Below are 20,960 nucleotides of genomic sequence, written 5' to 3' on the forward strand. Positions count from 1 at the left end.
TGGGGCCTTGCAAGCAGACCATGTCTTGAGATCCAGCCCGGCGCCGCATCCAGGCCGCCCGTTCGGCAAACACGCCGGCCAGAACCAGCAAGGGAATTTGCACCAGCATATGCAAGCTCATCAGGGTGGTAAGCGGCCCATGCGCTCCCAGCGCCACGATAAGGCACGCTGCGGCCAGCATCGTGAACACCAACGCGGGACGCTGCAGGATCATGGCTGGTCCTTTTCACTGGCCAGCTTCTTTGCCAACCCTAGCGCCAGGCCTGGCTCCTCCAGATCAAAGATGCCGGCAAGGCGTCCATCCGGTGTCACCACATGAAGCGCGGCATTATGCTCATAGTCTCCAAACAGAGCGGGTATCACCGTGATGCCGAATTGGCGCAGCAGCGCATCGCGCTGGCGCGATTGTTCAAAAGACCAGAAGCGCCACATGGCTGGATCGGCTCGCATGCTCAAGGCGTAGCGGCTTAAGTCGGGCCCTTTGTCTCTGGCGTCGAAACTGATGCTCAGCAGCTGTATATGAGTCTGCAGCCCCTGGGCCTCTATGGCTGCCTGAAGGCGTTGGGTCACAAAACCCTGCGCCAAGCACAGCGAAATGCATCGCGTATAGAAGAAATTGACGATGGCGACACGCCCATCGGCTTGTAGTTCTTCGCGCAGAGAAGAGGCGCCGTTATTTGCGCTGGTTACCAAGGCGTCGCCGATGGCTCGAGGTTGGCGGGCTACGTCTTGGCGGCGTGCCGATTCGGCGGTAACAGCGCTGAAACCGTCGGTCAGGCCATATAGCGGGCCTGCTCCTGCAAGTAGCGCGAATATCAAAGCAAGAACCCATCGCATGGTATTGCGTGCCTTAGGGCTCGAGCAGAGGCCGCAGATCTTCGTCGCCTTTCCAGGGCCCGGCCTGGTCTTTAGACGCTTCGCGAACCTGAGTAACGTATGTGGCGTCGGTTTCCGGGGCGGCATTGCCGAAGCTGGTACGCACATGATTCACGATGGCAGCCAGTTCCGCGTCAGAGAACTTGTCGTGAAAATGCGGCATCAACCCATCGTACTTCACGCCTTCCACAGTAAGCGGGCCTTGTACTCCGTGCAGGACGATCTTGATTAGCACGCTTGGGTCGTCGGCATCGACCCATTCCGAGCCTGAAAGCGGCGGGAACACCCCGGGCAGGCCGTTGCCGTTCGCTTGATGGCAGGCTACGCAGTTGGCGGTATATAACTGCCCGCCATCGGCCATCACAGGAACGGCAAAGTCTTCCGCCACCCGGTTGTCGCCCAGGAATGACGGCATGGGGTTGTAAGCGGCGTATAGGTAGTACACGGCCCAGATGAGCAGCCCGGCAATAATCGTCAATACCAGCAATGGTATCGGGCGGCCGCCTTCTTCGGGCTCGGGCAGCTCACGCTGTTGTTGAGTGAATCGAGATTCCGTCATTCCGTGGCCTCTTCGAGCGTTTCTTTCTGCATCGACGCTTCAGGAAGCGTCGGTAAATCGACCCCTGGCTTTATCGGATAGGTATGGTTCAGCCCGATCAGGTAATGGACCAGGTCCAGGGCTTCGGGTTTGGCGACCACTACTTTATCCACAGGCTGATGGCTCGGCGGCAGCTTGACGACGACGTCTCCTTCCTCGGCCTCGTCTTTCAGGGTGAACATGAAAGGGAATGCCGGCATGGTGCTGCCCGGTGTATAGGCGCGAGGCTCGTAGAGGTGTCCAAGATTCCAATCGACGCTTGGCTGGCGCGCCCCAATGTTGAACAGATCTGGACCGGTTCGCATGGTGCCGAGCAAATGGGGATGATCGTAGTAATAATCGCCCGCCACCGAGGCCCGGCCCCAGCCACGCTGGAAATCCGGCGCCTGAGACTGGCTGCGTGGCTGCTGAGAATGGCAATATACGCAGCCCATGGCGACATACACATCACGGCCGCGCAACTGCTGGTCGGTATAAGGCTTAAGCCCTTCCGGCGGCTGGACATCAGACAGTTGGATGTACGGCAGCATGACCAGGGTGGCGGTGGCCAGCGCCAAGGTAATCATCGCGCCGCTTAAGAGTTTGCGTTCGTTCTCCATGGTCAGGCTCCTGCCGCTGCCTGCAGCTCTGGCCGGCCGCCGCGTTCGTGCAGCAAGGCCGGGCCAACGCGGTGACGGCCGTAGCGCAGCGCCATCTGCATGAAATGCAGCGCAAAGACCAGGTGGCCCAATGTCATAAGGGCGCCTCCCAGCGTGCGGGCCTGCAGATACGGAAGGGTGACAAAGACCGATTCCATGAAGGGCTTGGCCGCGTCGAGCATGCTAAGGCCTTGCAGCCATCCGCCAACACTCAGGCTGATGGCGTAAATGGCGATACCGCTGACGACAAGCCAGAAATGGACGACGATGAGCTTGGGATGCGGCCATTCCCAGTTCATGATGCGCGGCATGACAAAATAAATGGCGCCGAACATCACGATGGAAAAGAAGGCATACAGGCCGATATGAGCATGCGCGACGGTGAAATGGGTAAAGTGCGCCACCGTGCTGACGCTGCGTAGTGCTTCGAATGAGCCTTCGACAGAGCTGACGGTGTACATCATTGCGCCCAGCACAATGAAGCGTAATGTTGGCGAATAGTAGGTGGTCTTGAAGTGCCCGCGCATGGTCAAGTGCTGGTTCACCGAGAAGGCCAGCACCGGGATGATCATCATCATCGATTGCACAATGGACAACGTAATGAGCCAGTGCGGAACCGGGCCGCCCACCAGATGGTGGCCGCCGACCTGGCCGTAGAAAAAAGCCAGAGCCCAGAAGCCGATCAGCGACAAGTTGTACGACTGTATGGGCCGGCCGATGATCTTGGGCAGAAAGTAATAAACCGAAGCCAACGCAATGGGTGTGTAATAAAGCCCCAGCACGTTATGGCCGAACCACCAGTTCATGGTGGCCTGTTCCACCCCGAAGTGCACGGCAGGAAGCTTGCCTACCAGATACAGCACGGGAAACCAGAAAAGCGCCGCACCCATGTACCAGATCGATACGTACAAGTGCTCGACTTTGCGATTGGCCAAGGTGAATACCAAAGGCAAGGCGATGAGGGCGCCGCCGGCAACCAGCAGAATGCTGATCTGCCACGGAATCTCCAGCCATTCGAGGCCGTCGTTGATGCCCATTGCGATACTGCCCAGGCCTGCAATCAGGCCCGCGTTCCAGAGCATGCAGCCCAACAGCGCGAAACGGCCTCCATACAAATGGGTCCGAAGCAATCGGGGCAGCATCCAGATGGCAATGCCGAATGCAGCCATGGGGCACCAGCCGTAAGCAACCATGTTCAGGTGCAGCGTACGGGTGCGGCCGAAGGTAAGCCAGGCATATTGCGTGAGGAATTCCGGGTTGTGCAGCTTGATCGAGCTGATAAGGCCGAACACCGAAGCAAATATCAACCAGCCGATGGCGCAGACAAGGAATACAAAGGTGACATAGGCGGTGGATTGGTCCGCATCGATGCGATCAGCAAGTTCCTGCTTAAGCTTTTCAGCCAGCAACGGATCGATGGACACCTTGCCGCCTTCCGTCATCACCTTCTGCAAGCCCGCCCGCTGTTCTGTCGTTGCCGAAGGGTCTTCGACATGGCCAATCTCGCCCGTCGAGAAAATGACGCTGGCGGCTTCGGGGTTGTCGTCGAACATATTGCGTCGCAGCGACCAAATGAAAATTCCCAAGCCAGTGACGGATAAAACGAAGGTCAGGAGTAAGACAGTTACGGTGTTCATAAGGTATTTCGGCGGTAAGTACAGAGTGTTCTTCTATTCCGGTATTTTTTATACATCTTTTGAACGGATCGCTACGGAATAAGCCTACGCCGGTAATGGGTTTGTGGGCATCGCGGTGCGAGCATCCGGAAACGAAACGGCCTCCCGCGAGGGAGGCCGTTCTGCGTTGCAGCGCGCGTGAAGGCGTGCTGTTATCGGCTGGGGGCGTCGGCGTGAAGGAGCGTTTGTTCAGAGGCTGCGAATCTAAGCATGAGCAGAGCCCACCAGCTCGTTGACGTCATCGATGCCTTCTTCGACAAGATACTGTTGCAGGTCTTGCAATGCGCGAGGCAGCGCCATGGGATCAACGTAGTTGATCGTGCCGAATGCGACCGAACGCGCGCCGGCGGCCATGAATTCGATCACATCGCGGTAATCGGTGACCCCGCCCATGCCAAATAGTGGAATATCGACCGCACGATAAAGCTGCCAGACCATATAAACGGCCATGGGCTTGATCGCTGTGCCCGACAGTGCGCCTATCTTGTTGCCGATAATGGGGCGACGGGTTTGGTAATCGATGCACATTGCCCTGGGCGCATTGACCAAAGCGATCGCATTGGCGCCGGCTGCTTCAACCGCCTTCGCCACAGAGACCAGCGATGAAAAATCAGGTGCAAGCTTTGCCACGATGGGTAGTTCTGTTACTTGCCGGGCTCTTTTTACAAGCCGCTCGGCCGCCACTGGGTCGTAGCCGAAGTCCAAACCGCCTTGCTTCAAGTTTGGGCAAGACAGGTTAAGTTCAATGCCGGCAAAGATGCCCAGCTCAGAACACTTTTCAACCATTTCGACGTATTCGTCTTCTGTGCGTCCGATGATGCTTTGGATAATCGGCAGCTCGAATGACTGGAGAATCGGTGCATCCTTGGTAATGAAAGTATCCCAGTCGTTGCTGGGTATGCCCACCGAGCTGTGAAGCCCAGCCGGTACTTCATAGACGCGGGGCTCTGGGTTGCCGGGCCATTTGTAGTTACGAATCGTTTTGGGAACCAGGGCGCCCATAACTTCCACGGGGAAAAATTGGTTGTACCTTCCGTGGTGCCCGAAAGTGCCCGAGCCGACCGTCAATGGGTTTTTCATTTTTATGCCGGCAATTTCCACTTCCATTTTCGGCGTGTTTGCCAGGGCTTGTACATCTTCCCGTACCGATGTAGTGGTCTCAAGCATGAAGAACCTCCCAGGTGTTGAATACAGGTCCGTAGTGGCAGACCTCTTTCCAGACCGTTTCTTCGGGGCCGTCGGCATCAAGCTTCACATTGATGACGCAGCCGTGGCAATCGCCGAATCCGCAAGCCATATGTTGTTCCATTGCGATTTCTGCGGGCGCGTTCTGCGCTTCGGCCAGGCCATGGACCACTCGTGCCAGCCGGTTCGAACCACAAACATAGAATGCATCGATTTTCTGTGTGCGACTAAGCTCTTCAAGAGGGTCTGTTACCAGAGTTCCCGGAGAATCTTGATCGGTGTGCGCGTGCACGGGGAAACCGTAATGGGCGAATATGTCTTCGGCGACGAGGTTGTCACGGGTACGTGCGCTGAGAAAGGCATGAACTTCAATGCCTCGTTCTGCAGCGGCATCGACCAATGTGGGTAGTGCGGCAATGCCGATTCCACGCCCCACTACTGCAATGCGCTTCGCGCGGGAAGGCAGGCTGAATCCCTTGCCCAGGGGCCCGATCACGTCGCATCGTCCGCCGGTGGGCATCGTATCGCGCATCAGGAGCGTACCTTCGCCGACGATCTTATAAGCCACTTGCAACCGACGCTTGTCCGGGCTGACTCTATAGACGCTGAACGGTCTGCGCAGGTATGGAGCCAGGCTGTTCTGGATACGGATGTTGACGAATTGGCCCGGTTCCAGGGCTGCGGCAATGTCTGGAGCCTCGATTTCGATTAGCCAGTAATCGCCGGTCAGGTGTCGATTGAATACGACCGGCGCGAGAATTTGCTCCATGTCTCCTCCAGGGGGTAGTGTATTTGGGTTAGGTATTGGGTGGCTGCTCAGCCAAATCAGCGACTTTGTCAACGTTGATGATGGCGTGTCGTCGTACGAACTGCTCTAGATGGGTGGCATCGTTTAGCTCGATCGCCCGAATGAGCTTTTCGTGTTCGAGGCCCAGTATTTCCATCTCGAGACTTTGGTTGTAGTACTCGCGGTAATAGGGCAGCAGCATGAACCTCATCTTCACTGTCTGTTGAACAAGTAACGGCCGCCCGCTTAATGCGGTGAGGTAGTTGTGAAATGCATCGTGCGCCGCCATCCACTTCGAAAGAGAGGTCACTTCGCGCTCCATGCGCGATTTCAGATGGGCCAGCTCTTCTAGTTCGGATGGGCCGATATTGGGCAATGCGAAGCGGGCCGCCAGCCCTTCCAGGGCCGCCCGTATCTCGATAAGCTGAGAAACCTCTGAGCGCGAGTACTTCGCAACGACGGCGCCTCGATTGGCATAGATCATTACCGCCCCGTCGCCTTCGAGGCTGCGCAATGCATCGCGTACGGGTGTTCTGCTTATGCCGAGCGCTTCGGCGACGGCCTCGGTGGGAATTCGCGCACCTGCTTTGAGCTCTCCTGACAAGATGCCGTTGATGACATACTGGTATGCCTGTTCCACAGGCGACAGCGACTTGTCTATAGTGCTGGGTGAGTAGGCGGCAGATAGCAGGTGCATGAGTTCTTCCGTTGCGTACGCGTACCGATGTACGTAGTTAAAGTTATGTGGCGTCACCCGGCAGGCACTGCTCGATCAGCGAGTAGTAGACCTTCGACATGTTGACCAAATCTGAAACTAAAACATGTTCTTCGTTGGAATGGAATTGATCTACTTCGCCTGGTCCGAGCATTACCGCGGGGATGCCCTTGCGACAAAAATATCCCGCATCCAGGGCAAAATTGCAATGAAACGTTTCGGGCGCCGCGCCTATTCCGGTTTCAAACGCATTTGTCAGTTTGCGGAAAAAGGTGCTTTCCAAAGACAGTTCATTTGGATACATGATAGGCCCAAGCTCGAATTTCACGCTCCAGGGCTCGGGCAGCGTGGTGGCCTGTTTTATCGAGGAGAGCGCCTGGGCGGGTTCTTCGCCGGGAAGCAGGCGTCTGTCAAATATGATGTTCACGGTATCGGGCACGGTGTGCGTCGCCTTCGGGCTGCTATCGATGGCCGTGGGTGTAAGAGTCGCTGGTCCGAATGCCGGATGATCGGGCACACCCAGATCCAGTGATTCAAGTTCACTTAGCACGCGTTGGGCGCCGGTAATGGCGTTGACCCCGTTCCAGGGGGCCGAGCTATGCGAGGTTTTTCCGCCAACGATTACCTCAAAGTCAATTCTTCCTTTATTGCCGATGGCGATTTTGCTGTCGGTGCCGACAAGGATCACGGCGTACTCAGGCGGCTCGGGCAACTCGGCCATCACGCTTTCGATGGCGTCGTGTCGCCCGGTTTCGCCTGCAGTAGTCAGAACCAGTATTAGTCTGCCTCCGAGCTGATCTTTGTTGACGGCCTGCTCAAAGGCCCCGAATGCCGCGGCCAAAGCCGTTTTTTGTTCTGCTACGCCGCGACCGCGAATTGCCTGGCCACGCGGTGTATCCACCAATGTCGCCGAGAACGGATCCTCCATGCGTGAGGCCGGATGGGTCATGGCATAGCCCACAAACATCAGCGAACGGCCGTTTTTGGGCCCAGCCTCTGCAATCAGATTACCCATTTTGTCGTAGCGGATATCCACTCCCATCTTCTCCAGGCGGGGAGCGGCGCATTCCTTGATAAAGGCTTTTACGTGCGGGTCATTTTCTTGCAGTTCGGTTTGCTGACTGGGGTACCTGACAAAATCTTGCAGGGTTTCCATCAGCGTTTGTTCGGCTAGCGCGGTGGCTACACTCATGTTGCTCCTCCGTGAAATTGGATGCAATTATACGTTATCCGAATCCTAGCATTAGAACCGTAAATAAGAAAACCCCTTAAGAATTAGTGTTATCCCTCGTATATCCGCAGGATAGTCCTATGGTACTTTTCCACTCACGCTCGAAGATTGAGTCCAATTATATTTAAATCCATTAATTCATAGCTTGAATCCGAACAGGAACAACAGCGCTGGATTACAAAAAGGAGACTAGTCATGAGGTTGTTTTCCAATTGGCGTACAACGGCTGTGGCGGCATTGGCTGCGGCGGCGACTTTCAGTGCGATTCCAGCAGGGGTTGCGGCCGCGGCAACGACGCTAAGAATCAGCCATACAACCGCTGAGAGCATGCAACAAGGCTCTCACGTGTGGGCTGTCGTATTCAAGGAAATGGTGGAAGACCGCACTGGCGGGGAAGTCAAGGTGCAGATTCTCGGCGCCAACGCAGCGGGCGGGGAGCGCGAGCAGTTGCAGAAAGCTCAGACAGGCATCAATCAGATGACGATCAATAGCGAAATTCTGATGCCCAGTTTCTTCAAGCCGGCTCAAATTCTGGGTATTCCCTATTTGTTCCGTTCCGACGCCGTTGCATGGCAGGTACTGGATGGTGATTTCGGCAAGGAATTCAATGACGCATGGCGCCAGGCTACCGGTTTGCGTATCTTGGGCGTCATGAACGCAGGCTTCCGTAGCTTCTTCAATGGCAGCAAGCAGGTACAGGTTCCTGGCGATTTGAAAGGGCTGAAGATACGCACCGGCGAAAACCAGGCACATATCGCGATGGTTCGAGCGCTCGGCGGTAACCCGGTGCCCATCGCGTGGTCAGAACTGTACACCTCACTGCAACAAGGTGTGGTCGACGGCATGGAGAACCCCCCCGGGCTTGCGTTCGCCATGAAGCTGCATGAGCATCAGAAGCACCTCACTCTGGATCGCCATCTGTTCAGCATTCACGCCGCGATGATCAACGAGCGCACTTTTCAGTCCTTGACTCCAGAGCAGCAGGCGATAGTGTACGAAGCCGCGCAAACGGCCACCACCGCCGCCCGGGCTACCGTGCTTCTCAGCGAGCGCCAAGCTCTGAAGGACTTGGAGAAGGCAGGGCTGGAAATCTACGCGCCCACCGCCGAACAGTACGAGGAGTTCAGGTCGCTTGGACGCCCGCCCGTCGAGGAAATGGTGCGCAAGGATGTCGGCGATGAATGGGTCGACAAGCTCTTGCAAGGTATCGATGCCGCCGAGGCGAGCGTAGGCAAGCCATAAAACGGGTAACAACGCCGCCAAAGTAAGAATGGCGGCGTTGAATTTTTTCTATTTGGGAGACGCACGATGTTCCGATATTTCGACCGTGCAATCATTGGCGCCTCTAGCGTGCTGTTGGTGGTGCTGCTGTTGGTCATGACGGTGGCCACGCTGGCGGGCGTGTTCGCGCGTTATTTCATGAATGACGCGCTTACATGGTCTGAAGAGGTGGCGCGCTACAGCATGGTGTGGCTTTCGTTCATAGGGGGCGGGTTGGTCTTCCGGCATGGCGGCCACATTGCGATAGACGTGCTGGTGCGGAAGCTCCCGGCCGGAATGCTGAGGCATGTCGTTTTTGGACTCACCCAATTGATAATCCTGTGCTTTCTTGCGGTGGTCTTCTGGAAGGGCTTGGAGACGCTGGGTCAAGGCGCTTACATGACGACCCCGGCGTTGCAAATGTCGATGGCGATTCCATATGCCTCCATTCCCGTTGGAGCGGCGTTGATGATCTATCACCTTATGGCGGCGGCCATACAGTCTTATTGGCAAGCGGGAAGTGACAGCGTCCGCGCAACATCAAGGCTTGAACTCAATGCCGATTAACTCTGGATACGGAGCAATGTAATGCTTGCCACAGTTCTTTTTGGTTCGCTGGCCGGGTTTCTGGCATTCGGCGTTCCGGTTATCTTCGCAGTGGGGGCGGCGGCCCTGCTGACCGTAGTGCTATTTATCCCCACCATGCCCTTGATCATCATGCCCATGAGCATGTTCAACGGCATGGACTCTTTTCCCATGATGGCGATTCCATTCTTCATCCTCGCCGGCGAGCTGATGAACAGCGGCGGAATATCCATGCGGCTCGTCAACTTTGCGAAAACGCTCGTTGGCCACATCCAAGGAGGGCTCGGACACACGAACATTGTGGCCAATGCGATTATGGCGGCCATCTCTGGGTCGGCCCTGGCAAACATCGCTGCCGTTGGGCGGGTGTTGATCCCGGCGATGGAGAAGGAAAACTACAATAAAGACGTTGCTGCAAGTATTACGATCTGTGCGTCGTTGCTCGGACCGATCATCCCTCCCAGCATCACCATGGTTATTTTCGCGGTTACCGCGAATGAATCAGTGGGTGCGCTGTTTCTTGCCGGCGTAGTGCCGGGCATTCTCATTGCGGCCGGCATGATGGCCCTGGTCTACTTTTGGTCCAAACGAAAAGGCTACGGGGTGGTTCAGCCGTTTTCCAAAAGCGCGGTTCTGCAAGAAGCGAAAAAATCGTTTTTCGCGCTTTTCATGCCGGTAGTGATATTGGGCGGAATTTTTTCTGGTGTCATGACACCAACAGAGGCTGCGGCGGTGGCCGTGCTGTACGCGCTTTTGATCGGCTTCTTTGTTTATCGAGAACTGAATATAAAGGATCTGTGGTCCATCTTGCTGCGCACCGGCATGACCACCAGCTTCATCATGTTGATTATCGGAGCCGCGCGGGTGTTCTCCGATGTAATGATGTCGGAAGCCATGCCTCAGGCCGTGGCCACGGCCATGCTCAGCATCACAGAAAACCCGTATCTGCTATTGCTCTTGATTAATGTCCTGCTGCTTCTTATCGGTACGGTGTTGGACACCACGGCAGCAATCATCATTCTTGTCCCGGTGTTGATGCCGGTCGTGCAGATCATTGGAATTGATCCGATATTGTTTGGCGTCGTGATGAGCATCAACCTTGTCATCGGAATGGCAACGCCTCCTATTGGCGTCGCGCTGTTCCTTGGTGCTCAAGTGGCTGGAAGCCGGGTCGAACGCATTATTCCGTCGCTATTTGCATTCCTGTGCGTTCATGTCGCGGTATTGCTCTTGATCAGCTTTGTCCCGTCTGTGGCGCTTTGGCTGCCTCGCGCCCTGGGATATTAAAGGGCATGGCCATGTTTAGAAAATTTTGGGAGTGATTGTGAGAAAAGCCATAGAGTTCTTGTTCAACGGAGAGCTGCGACGTTTAGCCGATTTCGATCCCAATATGACTGTTCTGCGTTATATCCGTGAAGTTGAGCGAGCCATGGGCAGTAAAGAAGGCTGCGCTGAAGGCGACTGCGGGGCTTGCACGGCCGTGGTGGTCGAGCAGGACGATGGCGCGTTGCGCTACCGTGCAGTGAACAGCTGTATCCAGTTGCTTGGAACCCTGGACGGGAAGGCGCTATTGACGGTCGAAAGCCTTAAGCACAGTGGGCAATTGCACCGGGCGCAAAAAGCGATGGTGGCCGAGCACGGCTCGCAGTGCGGGTTTTGCACTCCCGGGTTTGTCATGTCGATATTCGCCGGTGTCCAGCACGAAGTTCAGCCGACGCGCCAGGCAATTGATGAGCTCCTTGCGGGAAACCTTTGCCGATGCACGGGATACACCCCTATCATCAATGCCGCGAAGAACGCGCTGCAGGCTGGCGCCGATGGTGAGTGGGCGGCACGCAGCGACGAACTATTAAACAAGCTTAAAGCGCTATCTTCGAACACGGGAGCGCGTGTCGGGGTACAGCGGGATGCGTTCGTTATTCCCCGCTCCGTCGAAGAGCTTGCCGCCTATCTCGTTGAGCATCCGGATGCGGCGCTGGTCGCCGGGGGAACCGACCTGGGCGTGCATATTACGAAGAACCATAAACAATACGAATGCCTGGTTTATCTGGGGTGCATACCAGAGCTTAAGCAGATAGAGGTTTTGCCGGAGGGTGTTCGGCTGGGTGCGGCCGTTACGTATGATGCCGCCCGCAAACCGCTGGCGGAGCTTGCCCCAAGCATCGGGCAGCTCATATCGCGTATTGGCGCCGTACAGGTTCGTAACCTGGGGACCATCGGTGGCAATATTGGGAATGGCTCGCCCATTGGCGACATGCCGCCCGCTCTTATTGCCGCGGGTGCCGAGCTTACGCTTCGCCGCGGCGCGCAGGCGCGAAAAATAGCACTCGAGGATTACTTCATTGCGTATGGTCGACAAGACATAAACCCCGGCGAATTCATTGAATCCATCTGGATTCCCCGGCCTTCGCCCTCTTCCGTCCTGAAGGTATACAAGGTAAGCAAGCGCATTGAACAAGATATATCCGGCGTTTGTGGCGCTTTCAACCTTGAGTTTGACAGCACTGCCGACGAGATCACCGTGGCAAAGGCTCGCATATGTTTCGGCGGCATGGCCGGCACACCGTTACGCGCAGAGGCATGCGAACAATTCCTGACAGGGCGCGCCTGGACAGACGAAACCGTTGCGCGGGCAAGGGAGATTCTTGAAAACACCTACGAACCGCTCAGCGACGCGCGAGCCAGTTCCATTTACCGAAATCGCCTAGCCGGCAACCTGCTTCACAGGTATTTCCTTGAGTGCCAGACCTCGTCCGAGGTCGGCGTGGTCGCCGCGCAAGTTTGACAAAGGAGCAGCCCATGACGATTCAAATCTCACAGCGTCACGATAGTGCTGTAAAGCAGGTATGCGGGGAGGCCGTTTACATCGATGACATGCCCGAGCCACAAGGGACGCTGCATGCTTACGTTGCGCAAAGCCCGCTTGCCCATGCCGAGATCTTAAGTTGCGACTTAAGCGGCGTATTGTCCCAACCAGGTGTTGTTGCCGTCCTGACGCTTGACGACATTCCGGGCGTCCACGATATCAGTTGTGCGCACGCGGGCGATGAGCCGCTTTTCGCAAAAAGATATGTTCAGTTTGCCGGCCAGGCCTTGTTCGCCGTAATTGCAGAATCGGTCGATGTGGCCCGCCGGGCCAGCAAGCTTGCAAGCATCCAGTTCAAAGAGCTTCCAGCCATACTGACCATCGACCAGGCGATGGAAAAGCAAAGCTTTATCCATGCGCCCCGCCGCGTTCATCGTGGCGATCCGGAGAAGGCGCTGGGCGCTTCACCCCATCGCTTGGAAGGCCGGATAAGTACCGGGGGTCAAGAGCACTTTTATCTAGAGAGCCAGATTTCTCTGGCTTACCCTGGTGAAGACGACGAGGTTTTGATATTTTGCTCTACGCAGAACCCCAGCGAAATTCAAAACTTGTGCGCGCGGCTGCTGGACCTTCCAGATGCCGCAGTCAAAGTACACGTGCGCCGCATGGGCGGCGCTTTCGGCGGCAAAGAAACACAAGCCACTCAATTTGCAGCGATAGCGGCGTTGGGGGCGCGCAAAACGGGGCGTCCCGTAAAGGTGCGCCTGGACCGTGATGACGATATGCGCCTTACAGGAAAGCGTCACGCATTCGTCATTGATTACGATGTGGGGTTTGACGACACCGGACGCATACTGGGTATAAAGTTTCAGCAAAAAGTGCGTTGCGGTTACGCTACCGATCTTTCGGGCGCCGTAGCGGACCGGGGCGTTTTTCATTGCGACAACGCCTATTTCCTTGAGAACGTATCGGTTGAATCATTTCGCTGTAGAACCAATACGGTTTCTGACACGGCGTTTCGCGGGTTCGGTACGCCACAAGGCATGATTGGCATCGAACGTGCGATGCTGGACATTGCGCATCACCTGGGAATCGACCCGTTGGATGTTCGAAAACGGAATCTCTACGACCCTGTCCGGGCCCAGACACACTATGGCCAAACCGTCGAGAACTTCATCCTGCCCGAGCTGATCGATCAACTGGTGGAAAGGGCGAGCTACCACCAGCGCCGAAGCGAGATACTGGCCTTTAACAAAGAAAACCCGATATTGCGCAAAGGCATCGCACTGACACCGGTGATGATGGGAATCTGCTTCAGCCGCACCCACCTTAACCAGGCGGGGGCGTTGATCAATATCTACAAGGATGGAAGCATATCCTTGAACCATGGCGGCACCGAGATGGGCCAGGGGCTGTTCGTGAAGGTTGCCCAGATCGTGGCGCACGAATTTGGGGTTTCTGTAGAGCGTGTCCGCATAACCGCCACCAACACAGAGAAGGTGCCCAATACCTCTCCCACGGCATCGTCCGCGGGCGTGGACTTGAACGGAATGGCAGCGCGAGACGCAACCCGGAAGCTCAGAAGCCGCTTGGCCGAGGTGGCGGCGCGTCACTTTGGCGGCACGACGGACGAGGTGCGCTTCGAGGACGAAAACGTTTATACAGGCACTCAAGAAATTCCTTTCGCAAAGCTTGTCGAGCTGGCCTATCTGGATCGGGTTTCGCTATCTGCGACAGGCTTTTTCAAGACGCCCGAAATCCATTTCGACCAGCAAGCCTTTCAAGGGCGGCCCTTTTTGTATTTTGCCTATGGCGCCGCTGTGGCCGAGGTGCTCGTCGATACCCTTACCGGCGAATACCGGGTGCTGCGCGTGGATGTGCTTCATGATGTTGGGCAATCATTGAACCCCGCCATCGACATTGGGCAGATCGAAGGCGGCTTTGTCCAGGGCATGGGGTGGTTGACCACAGAAGAGCTTTGGTGGGATGCTACGGGAGCTTTGAAAACACATGCTCCGTCCACCTACAAGATTCCGACCATTGGCGACCGACCGACCGTATTCAACGTCGAGCTAATGGACAACCCTTCGTTCCAAGCGGCGACCCCGTACTTTTCGAAGGCCGTCGGCGAACCCCCTCTGATGCTCGCTATCTCTGTGCATCAAGCGCTGGTGGAAGCGCTTGCTTCGGGGTTGGAAAGACCAGCACTAAACGCACCTGCGACTCCCGAGAACGTGTTGTTGGCGCGCTCACTGAACGAGCCTGCGCTTGAGTCTCGTGCAGATTATGGTGAAATGGCCGAAGTCTCGGCGCTAGAGGGCGCAAACCAACCCTAAACGAAGCTCATGGCCTTACCCAAGATTGCAGTGATAGTGTTAGGTGGCACCATCGTCATGGTGCCTCAAGACAACGGAGGTATTGCCCCGGGGCTGCGTGCGGAGCAATTGCTTACGAGTGTTCCCGGGTTGGGCGAAGTGGCCGCGCTTGAAGTGATTTCCAAGCCCGCGCTACCCAGCGCATCGCTAAGCCTTTCTGCGATTGCAGCGTTGGCGTCCGAAATCGACACGCTGTATCAGCAAGGGATCGATGGGGTTGTGGTGGTGCAAGGCACCGACACCATCGAAGAGAGCGCTTTCTTGCTGGACCTTCTGGTTCAAGGTGATCGACCACTGGTGGTCACCGGCGCCATGCGCGGTCCGGCCATGCCGGGCGCCGACGGCCCGGCCAATCTGTATGCGGCGGTACTTGTCGCGGCAAGCGCAGGCGCGGCGCAGATGGGCGCGCTGGTGGTGCTTAACGACCAAATTCATGCCGCGCGCTTTGTTCACAAAGTTCATACTCATCTGCCGTCTGCATTCGCCTCACCGGCAGCCGGCCCGGTTGGTTTCATCGTGGAACGACAGGCGAGGTTCCACTGCCGGCCACCGGTTTCCATCAAATATGGTGTCTCTTCAGCGTTCCAGTGTGCGCCAGTCGCGCTTGTTAAAGTCGTGCTGGGTGATAACGGATGGATGCTTGATAGCTTGCGCGAGCTAGATTACGGGGGCGTCGTGATAGAGGGAGTCGGGGCGGGCCACGTACCTGCCGATATCGTCCCGATTGTGGAGCGGCTGGCAATCGCCAAGCCCGTGGTGCTCGCTTCCCGAATAGACGCAGGCGGATCGCTAACAAACACATACGGCTATGCAGGGTCGGAAATAGACTTGCTGGGCAAAGGCTTGATATCAGGCGGGTTTCTAAGTGGTGTGAAAGCGCGCCTGCTCCTGTCGGTGTTGTTGGGCCGGGCAGAGGACTCCGAAGCGATTCACAGTTCTTTCAAGCGCTACTTGGAGGCGGCTGCTTTCTAGGGGGCGGACTCGTCTTCAACATACCTTGCGCTTGAACTACCGAGTAAACCGCCATTCAAGATGGTACTGCCGGGCTGTTACGGCATGCCGCCTAGGCTGATCAGCTGATGGGCCTCCCAGTCTAACTTCATTACACTTCTTCGAAAATAACACGATTTGTCACGTATTTTCCGTCGCGCGTCTGGCGTGCCACTGGGTACACCTCCTTAACGCAAGAGGCAAGAGGCAAGAGGCAAGAGAGGCAACATGGCTGATATTTACATGGTGTCTGAAAACGAACCCCAAGCCAATAGCAAGCGCCGATACTTGTACTGCGGTGTATGGGCGTCATGTGTCTTGCTGATCGGATCCTTGTTATGGATACCTAACGCGACAGCTCAAAACATCAACGACATATTGCGCATTCTGATCCCGCCGCCGCAGCAGCAACAAGCTGTTCCGCCGCCGGTGTATGTACCCCCTCCCACGTATTCACCGCCAACTACGCATTCACCGCAGCACGTGCCCAAACCGGGGGTTTCACGCGCTGAGACACAACAAGCCCAGCACATGCTGAATGATTTGGGCTACGATGCGGGCCCGGCAGACGGTGCAGCGGGACATCGAACCATAAGTGCATTGAACGCGTTTCAAAGAGCCAATGGATTGGCCGTTACGGCGTCAATCGACAAGCAAGGCCTAGCAACGCTTACAGCCATACACCGGCACGTCGTGGCAAGCAACTCGCTACCTATGCAGACCGACCCATCGGCAGCCACCACGTCACCCGCGTCATTACCAGCCGACGCGCTGCCGTCACCTTCAGCATCCACCATCGCGCGCCCCTCTTCTGCCGGCCTTGCACACCCTTCTTTTGACTGCACCCGCGCAAGCTCACCGACCGAAACCACTCTATGCAATAATCCGGCATTGGCTATGCTGGACGTCCAGCTTTCTGAGCTTTATTTGCGTCAATGGCACGGCCAAGCATCTCAAAAAGCCAGTGCGCAACAAGAGCAACGCAATTGGCTGGCCCAACGAAACCTATGCGGCGCCGACGCCTCATGCCTGTTTAACGCCTATTCCGAGCGTATTACCCAATTAGGGACAGCCAGCCAAGCTAGTGGAACCACGGCGGCATCTCAAATAGCCGCGGTTTCAACAACAAGCCAGGTAGCCAAAGCTGCCCCGTTAACACCAAGCTCCGTGACGCCGATGGCCTCGCAAAGCTCCGCCGCATCGCCGGTTGCGCCCATGGACAGCGTCCCCATGATTCTGGTAGTAGGTAAAGGCGTCAAAGCCAGAACCTTTAAAGACTTTGTCGCCGAAGTGAAGGCCAATCCCGGCTCAATCGACTACGCATCGGTCGGGGACGACAGCTCCCACCATCGGGCCATGGAAATGCTAAGCCAGCGTGCCGGGTTGGATATGGTGCATATCCCCTATCGCCGTTCGGCGTCCGCCCTGCTTGATGTCGCAAACGGGTATGTATCCGCCATGATGGCCAGTCTGGCTACCAGCAAAGCCTTGATCCAGTCTGGCAAGCTGGTTCCGATAGCGGTTGCCAATGCGACCCGACTGCCCGAATTTCCCGATGTTCCTACACTAACTGAAGAAGGCATAGAGGGCGTGGAAGCCGCTGCGCTAGCAGGCATGCGCCCGGCAGCAGGGACGCCTATTGATCCAGCACTGAACTATTCACCGCGGGAAAACAAGCTGATGGCATCGCCCGGACGCTTGCCAGTGATTGTGCCAGAGACATATTCCGAGCCGGATGAAGAAGAAATACGCTTGGCTATCATGCGTGACATGGCGGCCGGGGGCGGTCGTATGCTGTCGCCCACTGCCGTTGAGATCGGAGCACCTCCGTTCGATCAGCTAATGCCGATTCGCCTGGACGCCACCAAAGTGGAAAAAGAATCTTGCAACCCGGTTACCGGCCCACTCGCCTATACATGCAAGTTTCGCCTTTACTTGAAAGTGTCCCTGCCTCCGCAATCAAAGAGCTTTCTTAACATGGGCGGCGGGAACGAATTCTTCGATGGCCTTATGTCTAAATATTTTGCCTCCGTCAACAACGCGACACCGGGGCTAAGGGCCCACGTGTTCGTTTTGACGGATCAGGGTTGGCGGTCTCCCTCCATGCGCAAAGAAAGCATAGATGCAACGCTAAAGACTTATGCCGAAACGCTGTCCCACTGGCCCGAGTGCAGGCTAGTGCAAGCGGGCAACCAGCTGAGGTGTGATTAATCGCTCGCAGGGTGTCATGTAAATGTGGGTAAGCCCAGCGCGATACGGTTTTTGGCGCTATTACGCTTCTCGCGCTTCGCTGACGGAATCGTTGTGTTCTTGTATCAGCATCCCTTGCGTTGAGTAGTAGGCGGCGGCAGCCTTACGCAGGTTGAAGCGAACGCTTTCCTGCACCTGTTCGATGTCTTTGTGCAAAAACGCTTCCATTATTTTCTCGGTGGACGTCAGAGACCATTGGCGAAACTTGGGGTCGCGCAATGTGGCCAAGCGCACAGCCTCGACATGGTCGGCCAGGCGCGTGATCATGTCAGCCAGATGAACGTTGGGCACCATACTGATCCACGTGGTGCGAAATACATTATTGACATTCATGTACGTGACGCTGTCATTGTCCTGGTGCGCGGCGATAGATGCTTCTGTAGCTTGCTGCATTTTGGCCAAGCCTTCAAGGGTGGCGTTTTCACATGCGCTTGCTACGGCTGACGGTTCAAGAAGTAGACGCACTTCGAATAACTGGGCGATGTCCGCAGGCGTGAACCGTCGCAGCACGAACCCGCGCGAGGTTCCTTCGAGCAAGCCTTCATGCTTAAGCTGCAATAGCGCTTCGCGCACAGGCATGCGCGATACCGACAACTTTGCCGCAATTTCATAGTCGATCAGGCGGTCAGCCAGGCCAATCTGGCCTGTTTGCATGCGGCGCCGCAAATGTTGATACACCTGCTGGCGGATGTTGAGCTTGGGCTTTTCGTCTAGGCGATTGCGTTTGGTTCGGGGACGTGCAGTCATAGGCTTGAATCAGGTGTTCTTGTGGCGTTCAAGATGCAGTGCGCATGCCCCTGCGCCGAGCACTGGGTTTCGCATACATGGACGGGACCGCGCAGCACGACTTCGCCGAGTGCTTCAAGCATGCCTGCTATCGCGTAGCAAACAGGTTCGGTGGAGCGGCCGTATCCTTGCGCGAATGGACTATTGCGTACCTGCACCGTCAGTGAGCCGTCTTGCATTTGAATTGACCAGACGCCCCAGCCGACTTGTGCTGAAAAATCTGCCATGGTTTCGAGCAGGCGACCCGCATTATGGTTCAGTGAGTCGAAATACGCATGTACCGACTTTCCTCCGTTGTCTCGGACAGACTGCTGCAAAGCTAGAAAGGCTTGTCGCTGTGCGGCCGCCGGGAGATTGCGGAACCCGCCCATCAAGACGTCGGTGCGCATCATGAGGTAGCGGCGATCGTCGTCTAGAATTTCTCCGGATTCGGTTTGCCAGTTCAGGCGCTGTATTAAGGAAAGGGACATGCAAAACCCTGGTTAATGCAAACTTTATACTGAATAGGGTTAATTATAATCCCTTGATAAACAATAATAAAACTTCTAGGGTAAACCATAGTCGACGCCAAATATTTGCAAACAATATACTTTTACGAATGCTGTCTCTCAACGCATGGAGTCGTGGCTATTTACGTCGACGCCTCTAACCAACTAAGGAAAAGCTCGTGAAAATATGGCAAAAATCCGCAGTGGGGATATTGTTTGGCGCGCTGGTTGCATTGGGTGGAGTCGCGCAGGCACAAGAAAAACCCTCCGAGGTAAAGATTGCATTTCCGGTTGATGTGCCATCGTGGGACCCAACCGCATTTACAGCTCCTCCAGCCCAGTCGCTTTTCAAAGCGGTGTTTGATTCCCCGATGTTCGTGGACGATACGCAGCAGGCAGTGCCCAGGCTCATCAAGTCTTATCGTTGGCTGGACGATGAAGGCAAAGTGCTCGAACTCGAGTTTCGTGATGATGTCTATTTTCATGACGGCAGCCAACTGACGGCCGAAGATTTCAAATTCACTTTCGACCGCGCCATTCAAACCAAGACACTGGCGCTCAATGGCATGATGGCGTTCCTGGCCTCGGTCGAGGTCATAGAGCCCTACAAGGCTGTTGCAAGGTTTTCAACTCCTTCGCCAACCGCCCTGAAGTATATGGGTTTCTTGTCGGCCTACATTTTGCCCAAGGCTTATTTTGAGAAAGTCGGCGAAGAAGGATTCCAGAAGCAGCCTGTTGGGGCTGGGCCCTATAAAGTCGTCGACTATCAACGCGGCTCTCGCATTACCCTTGAGGCGTTTGACAAGTATTGGCAGGGCGAGCCCGCAATCAAGCGCGTCATATTCGAGATTGTTCCTGACTCTTCCGCCCGGGTGGCCGCAGTCGAGTCGGGCCGGGTTGACGTATCGGTGCAGATTCCGGTACGTGAGGTGACACGCCTGCAAAAGAACGCCAAGCTTGAGGCTGAAGTCTATCCATACAGCGAAATCTACATTCTGCAGATTCCCAGTTATGTTGATACGTTCCAGAATGAGCACTTGCGCCACGCCATGCAGCTGGCTATCGATAAGCAGGGTCTTTCACGCGCGTTTTACAACAATGTCGCAAAGCCGATCTCATTGCTTGCCACGAAAGGCTCGGCAGGCGATGTAAGCAGCTTTGAAACGCCTTTCGACCGTGAAAAGGCTATCGAAGAATTGGCCAAGGCCGGCTACAGCAAAGAAAAACCACTCAAGGTCCGTTTGTATTCAAGCAATAACACTTTCCCATCCGACTACGATATGGCGCGTGCGATTGCGCAAATGTGGTCGCAGATCGGCATAGAAACAACGGTTGAAGAAATCACCGTTGCCAAATACCTCGAGTTGAGCCATTCATCCAAGCTGGATGGTGTCATGCTGTATAGCTGGGCCAACGCCACCGGTGACCCTGAAATCTTCACTGGCCGCATTCTCGAGCCGCGCATGCGTTTTTCCACCTGGAAGCAGCCAGAGCTTGCCGACGAGTTCGACCAGTTGAATGCTCAGATGGACGAAGAGAAGCGTCTGGAAGGTTATCGTCAGTTGAACGTCAAGGCCGCCGAAAACGCATGGAGCATCCCTGTGCTTCAGTCGGTTTCCACCGTGGCGCATGACAAGAATTTGAACGTGCCCACGTACCAGACCGGCTATATCCTTCCGCAGGAATATTCCTGGAAGTAGTCACGCCGCACTGA

Annotated in this window: 18 protein-coding genes and 1 pseudogene; 8 read left to right on the plus strand and 11 right to left on the minus strand. The window is 55.9% G+C overall.

The window, feature by feature from the left end; translation table 11 throughout:
* From ACIY1O_RS15420 to ACIY1O_RS15460, 9 genes and pseudogenes are all read right to left on the minus strand, one after another.
* Nucleotides 1-214: pseudogene (locus tag ACIY1O_RS15420) on the minus strand (hypothetical protein); the annotation flags it as partial.
* Complete coding sequence (locus tag ACIY1O_RS15425) at nucleotides 211-837, minus strand: SCO family protein (RefSeq protein ID WP_397475985.1); 627 nt, start codon at nucleotides 835-837, stop codon at nucleotides 211-213. The pseudogene ACIY1O_RS15420 and the gene ACIY1O_RS15425, both read right to left, overlap by 4 nt.
* A gap of 13 nt (nucleotides 838-850) precedes the next feature.
* Nucleotides 851-1,435 carry a c-type cytochrome gene (locus ACIY1O_RS15430; RefSeq protein ID WP_397475986.1) on the minus strand — a complete coding sequence of 195 codons (585 nt, stop codon included), beginning with the start codon at nucleotides 1,433-1,435 and terminating at the stop codon, nucleotides 851-853.
* Nucleotides 1,432-2,073 carry a cbb3-type cytochrome c oxidase subunit II gene (locus ACIY1O_RS15435; RefSeq protein ID WP_397475987.1) on the minus strand — a complete coding sequence of 214 codons (642 nt, stop codon included), beginning with the start codon at nucleotides 2,071-2,073 and terminating at the stop codon, nucleotides 1,432-1,434. Before ACIY1O_RS15435 ends, ACIY1O_RS15430 begins: the two co-directional genes overlap by 4 nt.
* Before the next feature lie 2 nt (nucleotides 2,074-2,075).
* Entirely contained in the window at nucleotides 2,076-3,749 is a 1,674-nt protein-coding gene (locus ACIY1O_RS15440; RefSeq protein ID WP_397475988.1) for a cbb3-type cytochrome c oxidase subunit I, read from the minus strand.
* 243 nt (nucleotides 3,750-3,992) lie between these two features.
* Nucleotides 3,993-4,955 (minus strand): dihydroorotate dehydrogenase, encoded by a 963-nt coding sequence (locus ACIY1O_RS15445; RefSeq protein WP_397475989.1) that lies wholly within the window; start codon nucleotides 4,953-4,955, stop codon nucleotides 3,993-3,995.
* A complete protein-coding gene (locus ACIY1O_RS15450) occupies nucleotides 4,948-5,742 on the minus strand; it encodes a dihydroorotate dehydrogenase electron transfer subunit (RefSeq protein ID WP_397475990.1) in 795 nt (264 codons plus the stop codon). The genes ACIY1O_RS15445 and ACIY1O_RS15450 overlap by 8 nt, the downstream gene beginning before the upstream one ends.
* A gap of 28 nt (nucleotides 5,743-5,770) precedes the next feature.
* Entirely contained in the window at nucleotides 5,771-6,457 is a 687-nt protein-coding gene (locus tag ACIY1O_RS15455; protein WP_397475991.1) for a GntR family transcriptional regulator, read from the minus strand.
* Between the two features lie 43 nt (nucleotides 6,458-6,500).
* Entirely contained in the window at nucleotides 6,501-7,667 is a 1,167-nt protein-coding gene (locus ACIY1O_RS15460; protein ID WP_397475992.1) for a M20 family metallopeptidase, read from the minus strand.
* A 234-nt stretch (nucleotides 7,668-7,901) separates the two neighbouring features.
* Between ACIY1O_RS15460 and dctP the strand changes: the two genes are divergently transcribed.
* From dctP to ACIY1O_RS15495, 7 genes are all read left to right on the plus strand, one after another.
* Nucleotides 7,902-8,948, plus strand: a complete 1,047-nt coding sequence (dctP, locus tag ACIY1O_RS15465; protein ID WP_397475993.1) for a TRAP transporter substrate-binding protein DctP — start codon at nucleotides 7,902-7,904, stop codon at nucleotides 8,946-8,948.
* Nucleotides 8,949-9,014: 66 nt separating this feature from the next.
* Nucleotides 9,015-9,533, plus strand: coding sequence for a TRAP transporter small permease (locus ACIY1O_RS15470; protein WP_397475994.1), 519 nt, complete (start codon nucleotides 9,015-9,017; stop codon nucleotides 9,531-9,533).
* Nucleotides 9,534-9,554: 21 nt separating this feature from the next.
* Complete coding sequence (locus ACIY1O_RS15475; RefSeq protein ID WP_397475995.1) at nucleotides 9,555-10,838, plus strand: TRAP transporter large permease; 1,284 nt, start codon at nucleotides 9,555-9,557, stop codon at nucleotides 10,836-10,838.
* Between the two features lie 37 nt (nucleotides 10,839-10,875).
* The gene (gene xdhA, locus ACIY1O_RS15480; RefSeq protein WP_397475996.1) at nucleotides 10,876-12,336 is read left to right on the plus strand and encodes a xanthine dehydrogenase small subunit; all 1,461 of its coding nucleotides are present in this window, start codon (nucleotides 10,876-10,878) and stop codon (nucleotides 12,334-12,336) included.
* A gap of 14 nt (nucleotides 12,337-12,350) precedes the next feature.
* Nucleotides 12,351-14,693 (plus strand): xanthine dehydrogenase molybdopterin binding subunit, encoded by a 2,343-nt coding sequence (gene xdhB / locus ACIY1O_RS15485; protein WP_397475997.1) that lies wholly within the window; start codon nucleotides 12,351-12,353, stop codon nucleotides 14,691-14,693.
* Nucleotides 14,694-14,702: 9 nt separating this feature from the next.
* Nucleotides 14,703-15,704: an asparaginase gene (locus ACIY1O_RS15490; RefSeq protein WP_397475998.1), complete on the plus strand. Its 1,002-nt coding sequence runs from the start codon at nucleotides 14,703-14,705 to the stop codon at nucleotides 15,702-15,704.
* Between the two features lie 246 nt (nucleotides 15,705-15,950).
* Nucleotides 15,951-17,933 carry a tripartite tricarboxylate transporter substrate-binding protein gene (locus ACIY1O_RS15495; RefSeq protein ID WP_397475999.1) on the plus strand — a complete coding sequence of 661 codons (1,983 nt, stop codon included), beginning with the start codon at nucleotides 15,951-15,953 and terminating at the stop codon, nucleotides 17,931-17,933.
* Between the two features lie 60 nt (nucleotides 17,934-17,993).
* On the opposite strand, the gene ACIY1O_RS15500 is transcribed toward ACIY1O_RS15495, so the two are convergent.
* Both ACIY1O_RS15500 and ACIY1O_RS15505 read right to left on the minus strand, forming a co-directional pair.
* Entirely contained in the window at nucleotides 17,994-18,719 is a 726-nt protein-coding gene (locus ACIY1O_RS15500) for a GntR family transcriptional regulator (RefSeq protein ID WP_397476000.1), read from the minus strand.
* Complete coding sequence (locus ACIY1O_RS15505) at nucleotides 18,716-19,228, minus strand: V4R domain-containing protein (RefSeq protein WP_397476001.1); 513 nt, start codon at nucleotides 19,226-19,228, stop codon at nucleotides 18,716-18,718. Before ACIY1O_RS15505 ends, ACIY1O_RS15500 begins: the two co-directional genes overlap by 4 nt.
* Before the next feature lie 197 nt (nucleotides 19,229-19,425).
* On the opposite strand from ACIY1O_RS15505, the gene ACIY1O_RS15510 reads away from it, so the two are divergent.
* On the plus strand, nucleotides 19,426-20,946 hold the full coding sequence (locus ACIY1O_RS15510) for an ABC transporter substrate-binding protein (RefSeq protein WP_397476002.1): 1,521 nt from the start codon (nucleotides 19,426-19,428) through the stop codon (nucleotides 20,944-20,946).
* Nucleotides 20,947-20,960 lie beyond the last annotated feature (14 nt).

The organism is Pusillimonas sp. (assembly GCF_044464525.1).
In the GTDB taxonomy this organism is placed as follows: domain Bacteria; phylum Pseudomonadota; class Gammaproteobacteria; order Burkholderiales; family Burkholderiaceae_B; genus Pusillimonas.

Bases quoted from the DNA above. Each gene is read 5' to 3' on its own strand.
- ACIY1O_RS15425 (WP_397475985.1), bottom strand. From the start codon at position 837: ATGCGATGGGTTCTTGCTTTGATATTCGCGCTACTTGCAGGAGCAGGC.
- ACIY1O_RS15430 (WP_397475986.1), bottom strand. From the start codon at position 1,435: ATGACGGAATCTCGATTCACTCAACAACAGCGTGAGCTGCCCGAGCCC.
- ACIY1O_RS15435 (WP_397475987.1), bottom strand. From the start codon at position 2,073: ATGGAGAACGAACGCAAACTCTTAAGCGGCGCGATGATTACCTTGGCG.
- ACIY1O_RS15440 (WP_397475988.1), bottom strand. From the start codon at position 3,749: ATGAACACCGTAACTGTCTTACTCCTGACCTTCGTTTTATCCGTCACT.
- ACIY1O_RS15445 (WP_397475989.1), bottom strand. From the start codon at position 4,955: ATGCTTGAGACCACTACATCGGTACGGGAAGATGTACAAGCCCTGGCA.
- ACIY1O_RS15450 (WP_397475990.1), bottom strand. From the start codon at position 5,742: ATGGAGCAAATTCTCGCGCCGGTCGTATTCAATCGACACCTGACCGGC.
- ACIY1O_RS15455 (WP_397475991.1), bottom strand. From the start codon at position 6,457: ATGCACCTGCTATCTGCCGCCTACTCACCCAGCACTATAGACAAGTCG.
- ACIY1O_RS15460 (WP_397475992.1), bottom strand. From the start codon at position 7,667: ATGAGTGTAGCCACCGCGCTAGCCGAACAAACGCTGATGGAAACCCTG.
- dctP (WP_397475993.1), top strand. From the start codon at position 7,902: ATGAGGTTGTTTTCCAATTGGCGTACAACGGCTGTGGCGGCATTGGCT.
- ACIY1O_RS15470 (WP_397475994.1), top strand. From the start codon at position 9,015: ATGTTCCGATATTTCGACCGTGCAATCATTGGCGCCTCTAGCGTGCTG.
- ACIY1O_RS15475 (WP_397475995.1), top strand. From the start codon at position 9,555: ATGCTTGCCACAGTTCTTTTTGGTTCGCTGGCCGGGTTTCTGGCATTC.
- xdhB (WP_397475997.1), top strand. From the start codon at position 12,351: ATGACGATTCAAATCTCACAGCGTCACGATAGTGCTGTAAAGCAGGTA.
- ACIY1O_RS15490 (WP_397475998.1), top strand. From the start codon at position 14,703: ATGGCCTTACCCAAGATTGCAGTGATAGTGTTAGGTGGCACCATCGTC.
- ACIY1O_RS15495 (WP_397475999.1), top strand. From the start codon at position 15,951: ATGGCTGATATTTACATGGTGTCTGAAAACGAACCCCAAGCCAATAGC.
- ACIY1O_RS15500 (WP_397476000.1), bottom strand. From the start codon at position 18,719: ATGACTGCACGTCCCCGAACCAAACGCAATCGCCTAGACGAAAAGCCC.
- ACIY1O_RS15505 (WP_397476001.1), bottom strand. From the start codon at position 19,228: ATGTCCCTTTCCTTAATACAGCGCCTGAACTGGCAAACCGAATCCGGA.